Genomic DNA, 16,962 nt, shown 5'->3' with positions numbered 1-16,962 from the left:
CAATGGCCTTCGTTCCCTTTGATGACCGGGATGGCTGGATCTGGATGGATGGTGCCTTTGTGCCTTGGCGCGAAGCGAAAACCCATGTGCTGACGCATGCGCTTCACTACGGCTCCTCGGTTTTCGAAGGCGAACGGATGTATGCCGGAGAAATCTTCAAGCTGACCGAACACACTGAACGCCTGCACCGCTCCGCCAACCTCCTTGAGTTTGAAATCCCCTTCAGCGTGGCGGAGATCGACGCCGCCTGCAAGGAGACGTGCGAACGCATGGGACTCGACGACTGCTACGTCCGTCCCGTGGCCTTCAGGGGGCCTGAGCAGGTGAGCGTCTCGGCTTTCCACAACAAGACCCGCATCGCCATCGCGGTTTGGGAATGGCCAAGCTATTTCGATCCTGAAACCAAGAGGAAGGGCATTCGGATCGAATGGGCCAAGTGGCGTCGCCCTGACCCCCAGACCGCACCGTCAACAGCCAAGGCCGCGGGTCTGTACATGATCTGTACCATGGCCAAGATGGCGGCTGAAAAGCGGGGCTATTCCGACGCCATGATGCTCGACTGGCGCGGCTACATTGCCGAGGCGACCGGAGCCAATGTGTTCTTCGTCCAGGACGGCGTTCTGCACACCCCACGGATTGACGCCATCCTGGATGGAATCACGCGCCAGACCGTCATCGAGCTGGCCCGCGCCAAAGGCATCGAAGTCCAGGTTCGCGATATTCGCCCTGAGGAGCTGGCTGGCTTCTCGGAGTGTTTCGTTACTGGAACTGCCGCCGAGGTAACGCCCGTATCGGAGATTGGCGAATACCGCTTCACGCCGGGTGACCTCTCCCTGGGCCTGATGGAAGACTACGGTCGGCTGGTCCGTCGTCAGCTCTGACAAGTCTCCAACGCAACCTCGCCTCGGCGATCACCTCACGTCTGATCGGAGAGGGCGGCTTCATTCGCGCGCCGTCTCTCGGCGGCTCGGCGTTCGCGCCGACGTTTGGCCGCGCGAAGGCTCAACCACACGACAGGGCCGACAATGATCAGGAAGGGCAGGCCAAAGGCCAGGATGGTCACGATGGCTGCCAGGCCGGTCATGAAGATGCCCAGGGCATTGTTCAGGGCCGAAGCCAGCGGAGCAGTCGCACTGTCGGGAGCCATGACGCCACGCGACTGATAGGTGAGGGTAAGGCGGGACATCGACACGCGTGCGCGCATCATCTCCAGCGTAGAGTTAGCTGAATCGATCTCGGCCTGGACCCGTGCCAGCTCACGCTCGACCTCCAGTACTGTCTGCAGGTTCCCGTCGCGGGTTGCCAACATGGTCTGCAAGCGGTCCCGCAGGGTCGTTTTGGCCCTGAGGTGAGCCTCGGTGTCGATGAGGGCGCGGGTCAGATCTTCGGATGTCGTGCTGCTGTCCGCGATCCGACCGCCGGCCGCCTCTGCGTCCTGGGCCAACCCGTTGCGGAAGGTTCTCAGCCAACCGGGTTCGGCACGAAGCTCAAGTGTCGCGTGGCGTTCATCCTGCCCAAAGGACTGGGTTGATGAGCCGATGACCTGGCAGACCTGGGGGCCGGCCTGGATACAGGCCTGTTCGTGGCGCGCGGCCAGACCGGCGACTTCATCGGCGGGTGCTTCAATCGTGACGCCGTAGGCATAGGCCAACTGGGGCAGGACCGCGTCAGGCACGTCTCCGGGGGGCGTTGCCTCGGCGTTGGGAGACGCGGAAGCCATGTCCGGTGGCACGGCGGCGACTTCAGTTGCCGCCACTTCAGCCTGACTGGTGGCATCGACGGACCGCCCCTGAGCCTGGTCAGAGACCGATCCGTTGTCGCACGCGGCGAGCAACGCAGCAGCAGCCGCAAAGGTGATCATTCCGGCTCTAAGCATCATACCCTCCTGTTCACGTTTCCGTGATCTGGCGGGCCAATGGGGCATCAATACGGCCCGTCAGGTTTCGTCAGCGATAGTTGAAGCTGACCGAAATGCGGACATCATCGGCGCGGTTGACCGGCACTTCGTGACGAAGCCAGCTCTCCCACATGATCACCTTGCCGGGCGTCGGCGTCAGATAGACGAACGGTCGGCGATCTTCGGAGGCTCCAGGCAACAGCGTCGGCCGCGCCATCATCGAAGCCAGGCGAGGGTCCTCGATCTTGAGCGCCGCCGCTCCATCCGGCACGGCCAGATAGACGGTACCCGATATGATGCTGTGCGGGTGGATATGACCGGAGTGGGCTCCACCGGGCTCTAGGATGTTGACCCACAAACTGTCTAGGCGCGGTTTGCGATCCAGGTCGAAATCGAGATCCCGGGCAAAGGCAGCGGCATGATGGTCAAGGCGGCGCTTGAGGTCCCCGAAAGCAGGATGCCGTAACGGCAGATCATCCAGCGACGCATAGGAGGTGTAGCCGGCGTAGCCATGCGTTTCGCTCCACTCCAGGCCGGCACCGTCCTGTTCCGCCAGATCGAGGCAGGCGGCTTCCAATTCGTCACACAAGACATCGGCGCGAGGGCCATCGGCCAGCGGCGATTCGTAGATCAGGGTCGGGAACAGGGCGCGCGTCGTCATGGCCTGAGCCATAGCATCCGACGTTTCAATTGGCGGGAAAGAAAATGGTCGGAGTGAGAGGATTCGAACCTCCGACCCCTGCGTCCCGAACGCAGTGCTCTACCAGACTGAGCCACACTCCGACTTGACCCGGGCGGAGATGGGCACCGCGCGGGGAAGCGGGCTTATAGCGGGGCACCTTATCCTGGGCAAGCGCCTCATTTGGCGTGTTGCAAGCTGTGTGAGGTTCGGCTATCTCGCCCGCTCCCCGGCATTGCCGGGACGCGCCGGACCTGCTGGGGAATGGTGTAATGGTAACACAGCGGTTTTTGGTACCGTCATTCTAGGTTCGAGTCCTAGTTCCCCAGCCACCGACCTTCTTCGACAACTAGTGTGCCTCGGATCGACGCTTCGGATCGTGAACCGGCATTCGATCATCCAGAACAGCCATGGCCGTACGGAATGCATCCGTGCGCTCAAGCGGACGGCCCCTGCCGTCGGTGAACCCTGATCCAGCCAGACGACCGACCAGGCCTTCAAGGGCTTCAAGCGGAGTGATGGGGGCTGTCATTGGGCGATCTCCCTGTCGTCTGCCGATCAATAATCCATCACAACGCGAATGGTTCGCCAAATTGGAGAGGACAGGGTGTCGCGCCCCCTTTTGCTTTCGACGGTTTGGCGCATTAAGTCGGCAGCATGAGACAGTCCTTCGAAGAAGCCGCCGACCGTTCTTTCGCATCCCGGCATCTGCCGCGCCTGCGGGCTGAGCTGGACAAGCAGGGCCTGGATGGTTTGATTGTGCCGCACGAGGACGAGCATCAGAACGAATACCTGCCAGAGGCCAATGAGCGTCTGGCCTGGGTGTCGGGCTTTACCGGCTCGGCCGGTGCCGCCGTGGTGATGAAGGACCGCGCAGCGATCTTTACCGACGGCCGCTATACGGTTCAGGTTCGCGATCAGGTCGATCCCGCCTTCTTCGAGTATCTCGACCTGGTGGAGGGCGGGCCGCCGGCCTTCATCGAAGGTCAGGCCAAGGGCGCGGTCATCGGCTATGATCCCCGTCTGCATAGCCCTACCGCCCTGGCTCACCTGACACGGGCAGCGCAGAAGGCCGGCGCGACCTTGAAGGCTGTCGAGGCCAATCCGATCGACCTCGCCTGGGCTACTGATCGACCGGCCCAGCCCCAGGCCCCCGTCGTGCCGCACCCCGACGACCTGTCCGGCGAAAGCAGCGAGTCCAAAAGGCACCGGATCGGTCGGATGATCGCGGATGCAGGGGCCGACGCCGCCGTTCTGACGGCACCGTCATCACTGGCCTGGCTGTTCAATGTCCGTGGCGGCGATGTGATTCGTACCCCACTTCCGCTCGGCCAGGCCATTGTCGACAAGGATGGGCACGCGCGGCTTTTCCTCGATCCAGCCAAGGTCACGGATGGTCTGGCCACATGGTTGGGGAACGAGGTGGCCTTGCAGGTGCCCTCAGCCCTGCCGGCGGCCCTTCAGGCGCTGAAGGGGCAGGCGGTCCTGATTGACCCCGCACAGTCGTCAGCTTGGTATTTCGACGAACTGGAGCGTGCAGGAGCCCAGGTCGTCCGTGGGGCCGATCCCTGCATTCTCCCGCGGTCTGCCAAGAACGAGGTCGAAATCGAAGGATCGCGCCAGGCGCACATTCGTGACGGCGCGGCGCTCTCCAACTTCCTGCACTGGGTGGCCACGACCGCCCAGGACGACCTGCCGACCGAAGACGAGGTCGTCACCGTGCTCGAAGGATTCCGCGAGGCGACCGGGACCCTCAAGGATCTCAGCTTCGACACCATCGCCGGGGCTGGCCCGAACGGAGCCTTGCCGCACTACCGCCCCGTAAGGCGCACCATCCGACGGGTAGAGGAGGGCTCACTTCTGCTGGTCGACGGCGGTGGCCAGTATCTGGACGGAACGACCGATGTGACCCGCACCATGGCCATCGGCACCCCCACGGATGAGCAGAAGAACCGCTTCACCCGCGTGCTCAAGGGACACATCGCCCTGTCGGTCGTGCGTTTCCCTCCCGGCACCACCGGGACACAACTGGACGTGTTGGCGCGCTTGCCGCTCTGGATGGCCGGGCTCGACTATGACCACGGAACCGGCCACGGGGTCGGCAGCTATCTCGGCGTCCACGAAGGGCCGCAGCGCATTGCCAAGGCGGCCAACACCCAGCCGCTGCTGCCGGGCATGATTCTGTCCAACGAGCCCGGCTATTACAAGGAAGGGCACTGGGGCATCCGCATCGAGAACCTCCAGGTCGTGACTGCAGCGGCTCCCATCGAGGGGGGAGAGCGCCCCATGCTCGGGTTCGAAACCCTGACCATGGCTCCGATTGATCGCAGGCTGATCGAGGTTGGGCTGCTGAGCGACGCCGAGCGGGCGTGGATGGACGCCTATCACGCCGAGGTTCTGGCCAAGGTCGGGCCGCTGATGGACGGCGAGGCGCGGGCCTGGCTGGAAACCGCGTGCGCACCGCTCTAGCCCTTCTGGTGGCTCTTGGAGCCGGTGCGGCGCAGGCTCAGAGTCTGCCTCGCCTGCCCCGCGAAGCGTTCGATGTGATTCCGCCGTCAGACCGCGTGACCGGGCAGCGCGGGTCGATTGAGGTCATTCAGCGCGGCTGTCGCGTCGGCCCGACGTCCTGGGCCCGGCGGCGTATCGTCGATATTGCCGCCCAGGAGTGGGGGGCGTTCGGGTTTCAGACGTTTGACCTTCGCCCGGTCGAGACACGTCGGCTTCCAGAGGGCGTCGTGGCTGATACCGCCAACCCGGTCCTCGAAGCTCCAAGGTCTGCGCGGCACAACCTGCGCTTCGGGGCCTGGGAGAGTGAACGCCGGATGGACCAGACCATCGCCGGCTACTGGTCGGCCACCGAGGACGGCCCCCGCATTGTCGAGCGTCAGAATCGTCAATGGCGCGAAGGTGACGGCGACATCATGTGGGTCGAGCCCTGGTCGGCGGCCTTTGTGAGCTGGGTCATGTGCGAGGCGGGCCTGGGCGACATGGATCAGTTCCGTCGTGACATCGCCCATTGGCGCTATGTCGATCAGGCCATCGAGGCCCGCGACGGCCAGAACGCGGATGCCGCATACATGGCCTACGATGTCGGTGAGGTGGCGCTGCATCCCGGCGACCTGCTGTGCAATCCGCGCGGGGGCCGGACCTATCGGACGCTGGCGGATCGACGACAAGACCAGGGCACCCAGGCCCCGCTACATTGCGACATCGTCGTTCGGGTCGACATCGAGGCCAGGACCGCGGCGGTCATCGGCGGCAACGTCGTCAACGGGGTCAGTCTGACCGTCCTGCCCTTGACGGACAGCGAGGGCGGGCATCTGCGACCGATGGGACCTGACGACCGGGCTGGGGCACGGGTGTTCTTCGCGCACCTCAGCCTCCAGGCCGACCCGGTCGAGCCGCTCGCGCTGGACAACAGCCCGACGATCCGCGCCCTGTCAGGCCTGTGACGGCGGCGTCCCAGGCTTCCACAGCTCGATGGCGTTGCCCTCCGGGTCGTGGATGCGGGCGAAGCGGCCGATCTCGGGGTGGGCGTCCCACTCTTCCTTGGTGATCACCTCGATGCCGGCGGCGCGCAGACTGGCGATCAGGCCGTCGAGGTCGTCGACCCGCAGGTTCAGCATCGCCTGCTGTTCGGCGGGGAAATAGTCGCTGTCGGCCTTGAAGGGCTGGAATACCGTCGGGCCGGCCTGCTGGTTCCAGATCCAGACGCCTTCGGGTGCCCCGACGCCGAGGTGGGTCAGATACCATTCGGCCTGGGCCTTTGGGTCTTTGCACCGAAAGAACAGGCCGCCAATGCCGGTCACCGCCATGATCGTCTCTCCTTGTCTCAGCCGCCAATGAGGGCCAGCCACTCGTCTTCGGTCAAGACCGTCACGCCATGCTTTTGCGCCTCGGCCAGCTTGGAGCCAGCACCGGGCCCGGCCACGACATAGTCAGTCTTTTTCGAAACCGATCCTGACACCTTGGCCCCCAGGCTTTCGGCGCGGGCCTTGGCCTCGTCGCGGGTGAAACGTTCTAGGCTGCCGGTGAAGACGACGATCTTGCCGCTGACGGGGCTGTCGGCCTGGGGGCGTTCGGCGTCTTCGATGGTCGTCAGTTCATCGACTAGGGCCTGGACCACGGCCTGGTTGTGCGGCTCGTGGAAAAACTCGGCCACGGCGCGGGCGGCTACCGGGCCGACGCCGGAGATGCCTGCGATCTCGCCAAGCGTCTCGGACGGGCCTTCATCGCGGGCGATCTGGGCAAGACGCCGAATGCCGATCCAGTCGTCGGCAAGCAAGGCCAGCGCGCGGCGCGCCGGTGCGGCGAGGCCGGGGAAGGCGAGGCTGAGCTTCTGGTCGATGGGCGCATCGGGCCATGGATCGGCCTCAGCCAAGTTCGCCCCGGCCAGGGCCGACAGCACGCGGGCGGAGACGCGGTGGCCGTCGGACAGGCGCTGCCAGTCCGGCGACGGCACGCCTTCGCTGGCGGTCAGACCGGCCTCGGCAAAGGCGGCCCAGCTGCCAAAATGACGGGCCAGCAACAGCGAGGTCTGCTCGCCGATCTCTCGGATGCCGAGGCCGAAGATCAGCCGGTCCAGGGCGATGGTGCGCCGGGCGTCGATCCCGGCCACCAGATTGCCGACACTGGTGTCACCGTAGCCGTCCTCGGCTCTGAGCTGATCCAACCGTTCAGCGTCGCGCGCCAGGCGGAAGATGTCGGCGGGCTCCCTGAACCAGCCACGCCCATGGAAGGCGGTGATCTGCTTTTCACCAAGCCCTTCAATGTCAAAGGCACGCCGGCTGACAAAGTGCCTCAGGCGCTCGACGATCTGAGCATCACAGATCAGACCGCCGGTACAGCGACGGCGGGCTTCGCCCTCTTCGCGGACGGCCTCGGAGCCGCAGACCGGGCAATGGGTCGGAAAGACGTAGGCCTCGGCGTTCGCCGGGCGCTTATCGGGCACCACCGAGACAATCTGCGGGATCACGTCGCCGGCGCGCTGGAGGATGACGGTGTCGCCAATGCGAACATCCTTGCGGGCGATCTCGTCCTCGTTGTGCAGGGTGGCGTTGCGCACGACCACGCCGCCGACCGTGACGGGGTGCAGGCGGGCTACGGGGGTAAGGGAGCCGGTGCGTCCGACCTGGATGTCGATGCCTTCCAGCACCGTCTGCGCCTGTTCAGCGGGAAACTTGTGCGCGATGGCCCAGCGCGGACTGCGCGCGACGAAGCCGAGCCGGGACTGCCAGTCGAGCCGGTCGACCTTGTAGACGACGCCGTCGATATCGTAGCCGAGCCCGGCGCGATCTGCCTGGAGCCGGGCGTAATAGTCCAGCAGGCCCGCCGCGCCTTCAACGCGCTCGGAGCGCGGATTGACCGGCAGGCCCCAGGAGGCGAAGGCCGCCAGCGCCTCGGACTGCGTCGCGGCGAAGGATTCGGACGTCTCGCCCCAGGCATAGGCGAAGAATCTGAGGGGCCGCTGAGCCGTGATGCCGGGGTCCTTCTGGCGCAGCGATCCGGCGGCAAAGTTGCGCGGGTTGGCATAGGTCCGCTGGCCGGCGGCCTCGGCAGCGCGGTTGAAGGCGTCGAAAGCATCGTTAGGCGCATAGACCTCGCCGCGGATTTCGATCACCTCCGGCCAGCCGGATCCCGACAGACGTTCCGGGATGTCCGCGATGGTGCGCAGGTTGACGGTCACATCCTCGCCCGTCTTGCCGTCGCCCCGCGTCGCACCGCGAACCAGAACACCGTCCTCATAGCGAAGCGACGCCGACAGGCCGTCAATCTTGGGCTCGGCGGCAATGGCGATGACATCGGCCGCAGGCAGGTTCAGGAACCGGCGAATGCGAGCTTCGAAGTCGGCGACATCTTCGGTGGCGAACGCATTGTCGAGCGACAGCATGGGCACGCCGTGGCGGACTTCTGCGAACTGGTTCGAGGCGGCGGCACCAACGATCTGAGAGGGACTGTCCGCGCTCGTCAGGGCCGGGAAGGCGGCCTCGATCTCAAGGGCGCGTCGCTTCAGGCTGTCATATTCCGCATCTGAGATATCGGGCTCATCAGATTGATAATAAGCCAGATCGTGACGCGAGAGCGTGCTCGCCAGCGTCGCTAGTTCCTCGCGGGCCTCAGCCTCGGTCAGGTCCCGGACTGGCCGCATCAGGTCACCGTGAAGCCGGCATGAAAGGGGTCATCTTCGTCGATCCAGATCGTGCTCAACCCGGTCATGACCGCGGACCCCTGAATGGAAGGTACGATGCCGCTCCGCTCGCCCACCAGGGTTTCGGCCTCAACCCGCCCGATAAACCGGCTGCCGATATAGCTCTCATGCACGAAGGTCTGCCCGACCTTGAGGCGACCCTTGGCGTGCAGGTGGGCCAGCCTGGCCGAGGTTCCGGTTCCACACGGGCTGCGATCTATCGCACGCTCGCCATAGAAGACGGCGTTGCGACCATCTGCGCCTTCACCCTTGGGCGCATCGGCCCAAAGAACATGACTGACGCCACGGATGGTTGCGTTCAAGGGGTGAACCGGCTCGATTGTCTCGCGCAGGACGCGACGGATGCTGCGTGACAGGTCGATGATCCGCGCCGCCCCCAGAGCGTCCAGTCCGGTGTAGGGGCCCTGGGGCTCGACGATGGCGTAGAAGTTTCCACCGTAGGCGATGTCCACCGTCAGCGGGCCGAAGTCCGGCACCTCGATGGTGATGCCCTCGGCTGCCAGATAGGCCGGGACATTGGTGATCCGCACCCACAGGACACGTTCCGCGACCATTTGATATTCCAGCTCGATCAGGCCAGCCGGAACCTCGGCCTTGAAGCGACCGGGCGTGCGAGGCTGGATCAAGCCCTGCTCCAGCCCAAAGGTGACCATGCCGATCGTGCCGTGTCCGCACATCGGCAGAACGCCGGAGGTTTCCATGAACAGGATGCCGATGTCGGCCTGGGGATCGCACGGTGGATAGAGAAATCCACCCGACATCATGTCGTGGCCGCGTGGCTCGAACATCAGACCCGTGCGAATCCAGTCGAACCGCGCCTGAAAATCCTGGCGGCGTTCGCTCATCGACCTTCCTGTCAGAATTGGTGCACCGCCGATCACCAGTCGGACCGGATTGCCGGCCGTGTGCCCGTCCAGACAGGAGAAGACGTGGCGCATCAGCGGTTCTACGCTCCGACCGGACGGCGAGCGGCGGCGTCGCGAACCATGGCCTCGACCTCGGCGCGGCGCGCGCCACTCAGGGGCAGGCGAGGGGGCCGGACCCGCTCGGAGCCACGCCCCATGATCTGCTCGCTCAGCTTGATGGACTGGACCAGATCATGTTCGGCATCGAGATGCAGCAGCGGCATGAACCAGCGATAGATCTCCAGTGCCCTCGGCAGGTCGCCCGCGACGAAGGCATCGTAAAGGGCGACCGACTCTGCCGGAAATGCCGAGGTCAGGCCTGAAATCCAGCCCTCTGCCCCAAGGATGAGGCCCTCGAGGGCGACGTCATCCAGGCCCGCCATCAGAACAAAGCGGTCGCCGAAGGCATTGATCAGGTCCGTGAAACGGCGCGTGTCGGGAGCCGATTCCTTGACCGCCACAATGTTCGGCAGTTCGGCCAGCCGCTCCAGCGCATCCATGCCGACCGAAACCCGGTACGCGGTGGGATTGTTGTAGATCATGATGGGCAAACGGGTTGCCTGCGCCACCGCCGTGAAGTGGGCCACCAGTTCGTCCAGGGTCGGCACATAGACCATCGCCGGCAGGACCATGAGGCCGTCAACGCCCAATGCCTCGGCATCCTGCGCAAATCGAACCGCACGCGCCGTCGTCATTTCCGAAACGCCGGAAATGACCGGGACGCGACCGGCTGACACCTCAACCGCGGCCGTCAGAACCGCTCTCTTTTCATCAGCTTCAAGTGAGTTGTTCTCACCGCAAGTGCCGAGCGAAATTAGGCCATGCACCCCATCCCGGATGAGATTGTCGAGCACATGCCGCGTCGCGCCGATGTCAACCGACAGGTCTTCGGCGAACTGGGTCGTTGCGGCCGGATACACGCCTTTCCAGGCGTTTCGTTCCAACAGTTTCAAGACAGGCCTCCCAAGCCGACGTTTCTCTCCCTATACGATGGGGTTGGAGGGGATTCCTAGGTGGCAAGCCGCACCGTTATCATTGTCGGAGCCGGCATGGTCGGGGCCGCTTGTGCGTTTCGGCTGCAGACGGCCGGTTTCGTCGTTACCCTGGTTGATCCCGGACCTGATGATCGTGCCGCCAGTTTCGGCAATGCAGGCCATATCGCGGTCGAGCAGGTCGAGCCCCTGGCCTCGTGGGAGACGGTTCGAAACGCGCCCTCGATGCTGTTTGGGGCGGGTGGTCCCCTCGATTTCCGGCTCGCTGACTCAGCCGCGTGGATGCCATGGGCAGCGCGGTACATCGGGGCCTGTAGTCCCCGGACGTTTGCCCGCGGACGGGGTGTCCTGCACCGGCTGATGGCTCCTGCCGTCCTGGCGTGGCGTCACCTCCTAGATGCGGCGGGTGCTGCTGAGATGCTGATCGAGGACGGTCACGCCGTCCTTTGGTCCAACGACAAGGAAGCCCGGAGCGGTCAGTCGAAGTGGATGAGGACCGACACAGGCAACTGTACGCTTGAGCCTCTGTCGGTACGCGATCTTGAGGCCTACGGGCGAGTCCTTCTTCATCGTCCGCCCGTCGCCGGTTTACGGGTGAGGGGGACGGCGCGGTTGACGTCGCCCCAGGCGGTTCGGACAGCTCTCCTGTCGGCCTTTCAGGCCAACGGAGGCCAGCGCCTGTGCGGCGAGGTGATTGGCCTGTCTGCCGATGGGGAGGTTGAGCTCGCTGACGGTACTCGGCTGTCCTCCAACCGGGTTTTGATTTCGGCGGGCGTGAGATCGACGGCCCTGATGAGGATGGTGGGGGCTGTCGTGCCTCTGATTGCCGAGCGCGGCTATTCGGTTCAATTCTCGGCCCCGGCTTGGCCGCAATCCCTGCCAACGGCGGTGTTGGACGGACAATCGATCGTCCTGGCCCCGCAAGCCGAAGGCCTTCGGGCCACCAGCTATGTCGAGTTCGCACGCCCTGACAGTCCGCCCGATCCGCGCAAATGGGATCGTCTGGTCGCGCGCCTCAGAGCCGCAGGACTGGATGTACCGGACAATCACCAGCGATGGATGGGGAGCCGGCCAACGCTGCCGGATTATGTGCCGGCGATCGGCGCGGTGCCGAACAGTTCGATCCTCTACGCCTTCGGGCATCAGCATCTGGGCGTCACCTTGTCGGCGATCACCGCCGAGCGAGTCCTGGCCCTGACCGACGGCCTCGGCATCGAGGATGGGTTGAACATCGACCGTTTCTCAACCTGAGCCTTGGCAGACCTCCCCATCGGGCGCTAATTTGGCGCCCTTCCAGCCGAGTTTGAGATTCCCATGCGCGCGATCATCATAGTCCTGACCTTGGCGGTTCCGTTGGTCGCTTGCGGCGATGCCAATCCAACCTTTGGATCGGGTGGCTGGCAGGATGACGACGTACCCGAGGCGGTTCCGGTGGGAGAGGCTGCTGAGCCTGCCGCTCCGACTCAAGCCCCGGCGGCCACGCCACCGGCCCGGCCGACACCGGCGACGACGCAGGAACCAGAAGCGACTGAGAATGATGCCGCCACATCCAGCCAGCCGACGGTAGCCGGGCGCGCGCCTGCCGTTGATCCGACACCTGTGGCCCCTCCGCCCGAGCCAGTGGCGGCGACGCCTCCGGTCGACCCGCACGCAGGACACCAGATGCCGGCTGACCCTGCGCCGGCAGGAACCTAGCGACCTTAATCAGCTCTCGTCTCAGGGCGATGCTCGACGAATGCGGGCTTCAAGCGTACCGGGATTCGATCACCGCCTCCCAACTGCGATGGCGCACCTTATTGCGCCGCGTGCCCCTATCGCCGAACGAGGGTCGTCAACACGAGGGATGCCTGGTGGCGGACGGGCAGACTTCGATCCGCACGCGCGGCATGCCGCGCGAGTCTTGCGTCAATGTGGGCTCGTTAGTTCAGGCCGCGGGGCTGGCGGACAGGGTGGGATTCGAACCCACGGTAGGCTTCCACCTACGGCGGTTTTCAAGACCGCTGCCTTAAACCACTCGGCCACCTGTCCTCGCGGCGTCCTTAGCAGGGCAGGGGCGCATTAACCAAAGCAGAAAATAACCTGCGCATGATTTCCGTGAATCAGGTTGCGAAAGGTCCGGTCATGTCACGCCGTCTTCCCATGTTCGTGCTGGCCGTTCTGTCGAGCGGACTGGTGGCGTGTGGTGGACGCGCCGACGCGCCGTCACCAGTCCGGGTGCCAGATCGGGCAAGCGGATCCCATACGGCCATCGCCGATCCGGCCCCCTTCGTTCGGGGCACTTTGCGGCCCTATGTCATCCGGGGCCGCACCTACACGCCGGTCATCGACGAGAGCTATGACCAGACGGGGACGGCCAGCTGGTACGGCGATGCCTTTCACGGTCGCCCCACCGCGACGGGCGAAATCTACGACATGAACGGCATAAGCGCCGCTCACAGGACCCTGCCGCTGCCCTCTCTGGCCGAGGTGACCAATCTGGAAACCGGCCAGAGCATCGTCGTACGACTGAATGATCGCGGTCCTTTCGTCGGCGACCGGATTATCGACCTGTCTCGCGGGGCCGCAGACGCCCTAGGCATTCGCAACCAGGGTCTGGCGCAGGTCAGGGTTCGATACATCGGACAGGCTCCCCAGGGCGGCGGAACAGGCCAACCGGCCAGTCCGGCCCGGCAGACAGGCCCCAGGCCCGATACGGAGAATGACTTCGGTGACACCGACCCCTGGTTTGTTCAGGCCGGGACCTTTGCCAGCCGAAGCAATGCCGAAACCTTCCGGCGTCGATTCGATGGGGCGCGCGCCCGCGTCGAGGAAACGATGGTCGGGGGCCGTCGGATGTATCGGGTGCTCATCGGCCCCTGGACAGGCCGCCATGAGGCCGAGCGCCAACGTTCAACACTGGCCGGGCAGGGGCTGCTCGACGCAATCCTAGTTCGTGCACAATAATTCGACCGTCCGGCCTTTGCCTTGAGCCGGTGAATCGCCATTGTGCCCGGCGTGACGCGCGGACGATTTATTACATTCGAGGGTGGAGAGGGGGCCGGCAAGTCCACCCAGGCCCGGCTGCTGGTCGAGCGATTGCAGGCGCTCGGGATTTCGGTTGTGCTGACCCGTGAACCCGGCGGTTCGGAGGGGGCTGAGGCTCTGCGCAGCCTGCTGGTGATTGGCGACGCGGATCGCTGGACACCGACGGCTGAGACCTTGCTGATGTACGCGGGGCGTTCAGATCACCTGACGCGGCTGATTCGTCCGGCGCTTGAGGCCGGAACCTGGATCGTTTGTGACCGGTTTTCAGATTCCACCCGCGCCTATCAAGGTGCCGGTGGCGGGGTCAGCCCAGCCTTCATCGAAGCGATCGAAGACGAAGTGGTCGGCTCGGACAAGCCGGACCTGACCCTGGTGTTTGATATGCCCGTCGAGATCGGCCTCGAACGCGCATTTGGCCGCGACATGTTCGAGGCGCGTTTCGAATCCAAGGGACTGGCCTTCCACCAGCGCCTGCGGGACGCATTCCTCGCGATTGCCCGGGATGAGCCAGGCCGGTGCGCCCTGATCGACGCCAGCGGCACTCTGGATGAGGTCGCAGCACAGGTCTGGAGCACGGTCGCGGAGCGGCTGGACCTGGAGCCATGAACGACGTTGTCGAGGGACCGCGCGGCCAATACCACGCCCTGAAGGATGAGCGCCCTGAACACGCCTTCCTGGACGCCCTGGAGCGCGGTCGCCTCCATCATGCCTGGATGCTGACGGGGCCGGAAGGTCTGGGCAAGGCGACCTTTGCCTACCGCGCCGCACGAAGACTGCTGGGGGCTCGCGCTGACCGGAGCCTTGGCTTGCTCGGTTCGGACCGCACAGACCGCGTCAGCCGTCTGATCGAGCAGGATGCCCACCCGGATTTGCTCGTCCTCGAGCGCCGCTCGGAAGGCGGCAAGTTGCGAAAATCGATCTCCGTTGAAGATGCGCGGGGGTTGCCGGAGTTCTTTTCCAAATCTCCATCCATGGCCGAGTGGCGCGTCGCCATCATCGACGCTGCGGATGACTTGAATGTCAACTCAGCCAATGCCTTGTTGAAGACTCTGGAGGAGCCGCCTGAGCGCGGCGTGCTGTTCCTGGTTACGCATTCTCCGGCCCGACTGCTTGTGACGATCCGTTCGCGTTGCCGCCGTCTCCCGTTCAAACCGTGGTCGGCTGAGACTGTCTCTGCCTTGCTCGAGACACGACTGGGGATACCGCCCGGCGATGCTCGCTCGCTCGCCTTGATGGCCGGGGGATCACCCGGGCGGGCGCTGCAACTGGCGGATCAGGGCGCGCTGGAAATCGACGCGACGGCCCGTGCGCTGGTGCTTGGGGATGCACCCGACGAGGCAGAAATGCTCAGATTTGCCGACAGCATGAAAGGCGGGGAGGGGCAGGTCCGCCTCGAGCTCCTGTTCTCCCGCCTGGCCCAGGCCGTGCGCGAGCGCGCCGAAGTGGAACGTCCTGAGGCGTGGGGACGCGTCTGGGATCTCATCGAGCGCACCCCAGCCGAAGCGGCCAGCCTCAATCTGGATCGCGCGGATGTGTTGTTCTCGACCCTGGCGGAAATCCGCAAGGCGAGGGCCTGATGCTCATCGACAGCCATGTGAACCTGCATGCGCCCCAGTTCGATGAGGATCGCGACGCCGTCATTCAGCGTGCGCGCGAGGCCGGCGTTGGATTGATGATCGAGATCTCCGACAAACTCTCGACCTTTGAAGCGACCCACGGCCTCGCCATGGCCAACCCGGATATCTGGTGCACCGTCGGCGTGCATCCGCATGAGGCGCGCGATTATGCGGACCTGACGGTCGACACCCTGGTCGAGCTTGCCGAGCGTCCTCGCGTGGTTGGAATCGGGGAATGTGGCCTGGATTTCCACTACGACTTGTCGCCCCGGGACACCCAGGCCCAGGTCTTCCGAATCCACATCGAGGCGGCGCGCCGGACAGGCCTGCCCCTGGTGGTTCACACCCGAGAAGCCGACGACGTAATGTCTGATATCTTGCGTGAGGAGTACGCCGCCAGCCCGTTCAAATTGCTTATGCATTGCTACACGTCCGGGGCGGCGCTTGCTCGCACAGCTGCCGAGCTCGGAGCCTGGTTCTCGGTATCGGGCATCGCCACCTTCAAGGCGGCTGAAGGGGTGAGGGCGGTTGTCCGGGACATGCCGCCTGACCGGATCATCGTCGAAACGGATTGCCCTTACCTGGCCCCCGTTCCGTATCGCGGTCGTAGAAATGAGCCGGCCTATGTCGGACTCGTTCTGGACAAGCTCGCGGCGATCCGCGGATGGGACAAAGATACTGCAAAAACTTTGACGAGTGAGGCATTCTTCAATCTGTTCCACAGGATTGAGCGGCCATGACGGGACTGTCGGTCACGGTGTTGGGTTGCGGCTCATCCGGTGGCGTGCCCCGCGCAAATGGCGACTGGGGCCGGTGCGATCAGACCGACCCTCTCAATCGACGCAGCCGGTGCTCGCTGGCCGTCCAGCGCCGGGGAGCTGACGGAATCACCACCGTCGTTGTCGACACCTCTCCCGATTTGCGAACCCAGACATTAGCGAATAATATCCGTCATATAGACGGCGTTCTATTGACACACGATCATGCAGATCAGACGCATGGCATCGATGATCTGCGGACCTTTGCCTATATGGGACGCCGCAGGGTTCCTGTGTGGCTCGATGCCGAGACACACACCACGCTGGATCGCCGTTTCGGATATATCTTCAGGGGTGAGCACGGTTATCCGCCCATCTGTGATGCCCAGGTCATCCGGGCCGGCCAGGCTGTGACCGTCGAGGGAGCCGGCGGGCCCATCGATGTATCGACCTTCAACCAGGCGCACGGCCCCATTTCGTCCTTGGGGTACAGGTTCGGGCCGATCGTCTATTCCAGCGATGTTTCGGCGCTTGATGACGCGGCACTTGAGGCCATCCAGGGGGCCGGGCTCTGGATCGTCGATGCGCTACGCTGGACCCGCCATCCAACCCATGCCCATGTCGATCAGGCCTTGGCCTGGATTGCTGCCAGCGGTGTTCAGAGGGCGCTTCTGACCAATCTGCACATTGATCTCGACTACCAGACACTCAGCAGCTTGATGCCGGCCAACGTCGATGTGGCCTACGACGGCTGGACAACGTTCAGGCCGTAGGCCGGGCAGACTGCGGGGCCAATCCCAATGGTCGCACCGTCCTGCGGGGCCAATCCCAATAGTCGCATCGTCCATTTATTTCGCATAATATATCTTAGGCGTATTTTGGA

At 64.5% G+C, this 16,962-nt stretch carries 17 protein-coding genes and 3 tRNA genes; 11 read left to right on the top strand and 9 right to left on the bottom strand.

What is annotated here, in order from left to right; genetic code table 11:
• The first annotated feature begins 2 nt into the window (after window positions 1–2).
• A complete protein-coding gene (locus G391_RS0110030) occupies window positions 3–881 on the top strand; it encodes a branched-chain amino acid aminotransferase (protein ID WP_029087399.1) in 879 nt (292 codons plus the stop codon).
• A gap of 35 nt (window positions 882–916) precedes the next feature.
• Here G391_RS0110030 and G391_RS0110025 read toward each other — a convergent pair whose 3' ends face one another.
• From G391_RS0110025 to G391_RS0110015, 3 genes are all read right to left on the bottom strand, one after another.
• Complete coding sequence (locus G391_RS0110025; protein ID WP_169719105.1) at window positions 917–1,876, bottom strand: DUF4349 domain-containing protein; 960 nt, start codon at window positions 1,874–1,876, stop codon at window positions 917–919.
• A 70-nt stretch (window positions 1,877–1,946) separates the two neighbouring features.
• Entirely contained in the window at window positions 1,947–2,558 is a 612-nt protein-coding gene (locus tag G391_RS0110020) for a TIGR02466 family protein (RefSeq protein ID WP_029087397.1), read from the bottom strand.
• 45 nt (window positions 2,559–2,603) lie between these two features.
• A tRNA-Pro gene (locus tag G391_RS0110015) sits at window positions 2,604–2,680 on the bottom strand.
• 154 nt (window positions 2,681–2,834) lie between these two features.
• Between G391_RS0110015 and G391_RS0110010 the strand changes: the two genes are divergently transcribed.
• A tRNA-Gln gene (locus G391_RS0110010) sits at window positions 2,835–2,908 on the top strand.
• Window positions 2,909–2,925: 17 nt separating this feature from the next.
• On the opposite strand, the gene G391_RS0110005 is transcribed toward G391_RS0110010, so the two are convergent.
• The gene (locus G391_RS0110005; protein ID WP_029087396.1) at window positions 2,926–3,108 is read right to left on the bottom strand and encodes a hypothetical protein; all 183 of its coding nucleotides are present in this window, start codon (window positions 3,106–3,108) and stop codon (window positions 2,926–2,928) included.
• Window positions 3,109–3,233: 125 nt separating this feature from the next.
• Between G391_RS0110005 and G391_RS0110000 the strand changes: the two genes are divergently transcribed.
• Both G391_RS0110000 and G391_RS15230 read left to right on the top strand, forming a co-directional pair.
• Window positions 3,234–5,045, top strand: a complete 1,812-nt coding sequence (locus G391_RS0110000; RefSeq protein WP_029087395.1) for an aminopeptidase P family protein — start codon at window positions 3,234–3,236, stop codon at window positions 5,043–5,045.
• Window positions 5,030–6,028: a DUF2272 domain-containing protein gene (locus G391_RS15230; protein ID WP_051257288.1), complete on the top strand. Its 999-nt coding sequence runs from the start codon at window positions 5,030–5,032 to the stop codon at window positions 6,026–6,028. The genes G391_RS0110000 and G391_RS15230 overlap by 16 nt, the downstream gene beginning before the upstream one ends.
• On the opposite strand, the gene G391_RS0109990 is transcribed toward G391_RS15230, so the two are convergent.
• From G391_RS0109990 to G391_RS0109975, 4 genes are read right to left on the bottom strand one after another with little or no spacing between them, the layout of a single operon-like run.
• On the bottom strand, window positions 6,017–6,391 hold the full coding sequence (locus G391_RS0109990) for a VOC family protein (RefSeq protein ID WP_029087394.1): 375 nt from the start codon (window positions 6,389–6,391) through the stop codon (window positions 6,017–6,019). The two genes, G391_RS15230 and G391_RS0109990, sit on opposite strands and share 12 nt — an antisense overlap.
• Window positions 6,392–6,408: 17 nt before the next feature.
• The gene (ligA, locus tag G391_RS0109985) at window positions 6,409–8,724 is read right to left on the bottom strand and encodes an NAD-dependent DNA ligase LigA (protein ID WP_035304254.1); all 2,316 of its coding nucleotides are present in this window, start codon (window positions 8,722–8,724) and stop codon (window positions 6,409–6,411) included.
• Complete coding sequence (locus G391_RS0109980; protein ID WP_029087392.1) at window positions 8,724–9,722, bottom strand: 4-hydroxyproline epimerase; 999 nt, start codon at window positions 9,720–9,722, stop codon at window positions 8,724–8,726. Before G391_RS0109980 ends, ligA begins: the two co-directional genes overlap by 1 nt.
• 8 nt (window positions 9,723–9,730) lie before the next feature.
• Complete coding sequence (locus G391_RS0109975; protein ID WP_029087391.1) at window positions 9,731–10,642, bottom strand: dihydrodipicolinate synthase family protein; 912 nt, start codon at window positions 10,640–10,642, stop codon at window positions 9,731–9,733.
• Between the two features lie 60 nt (window positions 10,643–10,702).
• On the opposite strand from G391_RS0109975, the gene G391_RS0109970 reads away from it, so the two are divergent.
• Together G391_RS0109970 and G391_RS15630 are read left to right on the top strand one after the other, a co-directional pair.
• Window positions 10,703–11,932: an NAD(P)/FAD-dependent oxidoreductase gene (locus tag G391_RS0109970; RefSeq protein ID WP_035304252.1), complete on the top strand. Its 1,230-nt coding sequence runs from the start codon at window positions 10,703–10,705 to the stop codon at window positions 11,930–11,932.
• Between the two features lie 63 nt (window positions 11,933–11,995).
• Window positions 11,996–12,376, top strand: a complete 381-nt coding sequence (locus tag G391_RS15630) for a hypothetical protein (protein ID WP_156893921.1) — start codon at window positions 11,996–11,998, stop codon at window positions 12,374–12,376.
• Between the two features lie 243 nt (window positions 12,377–12,619).
• Here the strand turns inward: G391_RS15630 and G391_RS0109965 are convergent.
• Window positions 12,620–12,709 (bottom strand) — tRNA-Ser (locus tag G391_RS0109965).
• Between the two features lie 93 nt (window positions 12,710–12,802).
• On the opposite strand from G391_RS0109965, the gene G391_RS0109960 reads away from it, so the two are divergent.
• The 5 genes from G391_RS0109960 to G391_RS0109940 are packed head-to-tail and all read left to right on the top strand — an operon-like array spanning window position 12,803 to window position 16,852.
• Complete coding sequence (locus tag G391_RS0109960; protein ID WP_156893920.1) at window positions 12,803–13,624, top strand: septal ring lytic transglycosylase RlpA family protein; 822 nt, start codon at window positions 12,803–12,805, stop codon at window positions 13,622–13,624.
• 51 nt (window positions 13,625–13,675) lie between these two features.
• Complete coding sequence (gene tmk, locus G391_RS0109955; protein WP_029087388.1) at window positions 13,676–14,311, top strand: dTMP kinase; 636 nt, start codon at window positions 13,676–13,678, stop codon at window positions 14,309–14,311.
• Window positions 14,308–15,282 carry a DNA polymerase III subunit delta' gene (locus G391_RS0109950; RefSeq protein WP_029087387.1) on the top strand — a complete coding sequence of 325 codons (975 nt, stop codon included), beginning with the start codon at window positions 14,308–14,310 and terminating at the stop codon, window positions 15,280–15,282. Before tmk ends, G391_RS0109950 begins: the two co-directional genes overlap by 4 nt.
• Window positions 15,282–16,061 (top strand): TatD family hydrolase, encoded by a 780-nt coding sequence (locus tag G391_RS0109945; protein ID WP_029087386.1) that lies wholly within the window; start codon window positions 15,282–15,284, stop codon window positions 16,059–16,061. Before G391_RS0109950 ends, G391_RS0109945 begins: the two co-directional genes overlap by 1 nt.
• Window positions 16,058–16,852 (top strand): MBL fold metallo-hydrolase, encoded by a 795-nt coding sequence (locus G391_RS0109940; RefSeq protein WP_029087385.1) that lies wholly within the window; start codon window positions 16,058–16,060, stop codon window positions 16,850–16,852. Before G391_RS0109945 ends, G391_RS0109940 begins: the two co-directional genes overlap by 4 nt.
• Window positions 16,853–16,962: the final 110 nt, after the last annotated feature.

The sequence above is a fragment of the Brevundimonas aveniformis DSM 17977 genome, from assembly GCF_000428765.1.
Lineage (GTDB): Bacteria > Pseudomonadota > Alphaproteobacteria > Caulobacterales > Caulobacteraceae > Brevundimonas > Brevundimonas aveniformis.
Note: the sequence above shows the minus strand (reverse complement) of the source record. Positions and strands in the feature narration are given on the sequence as shown.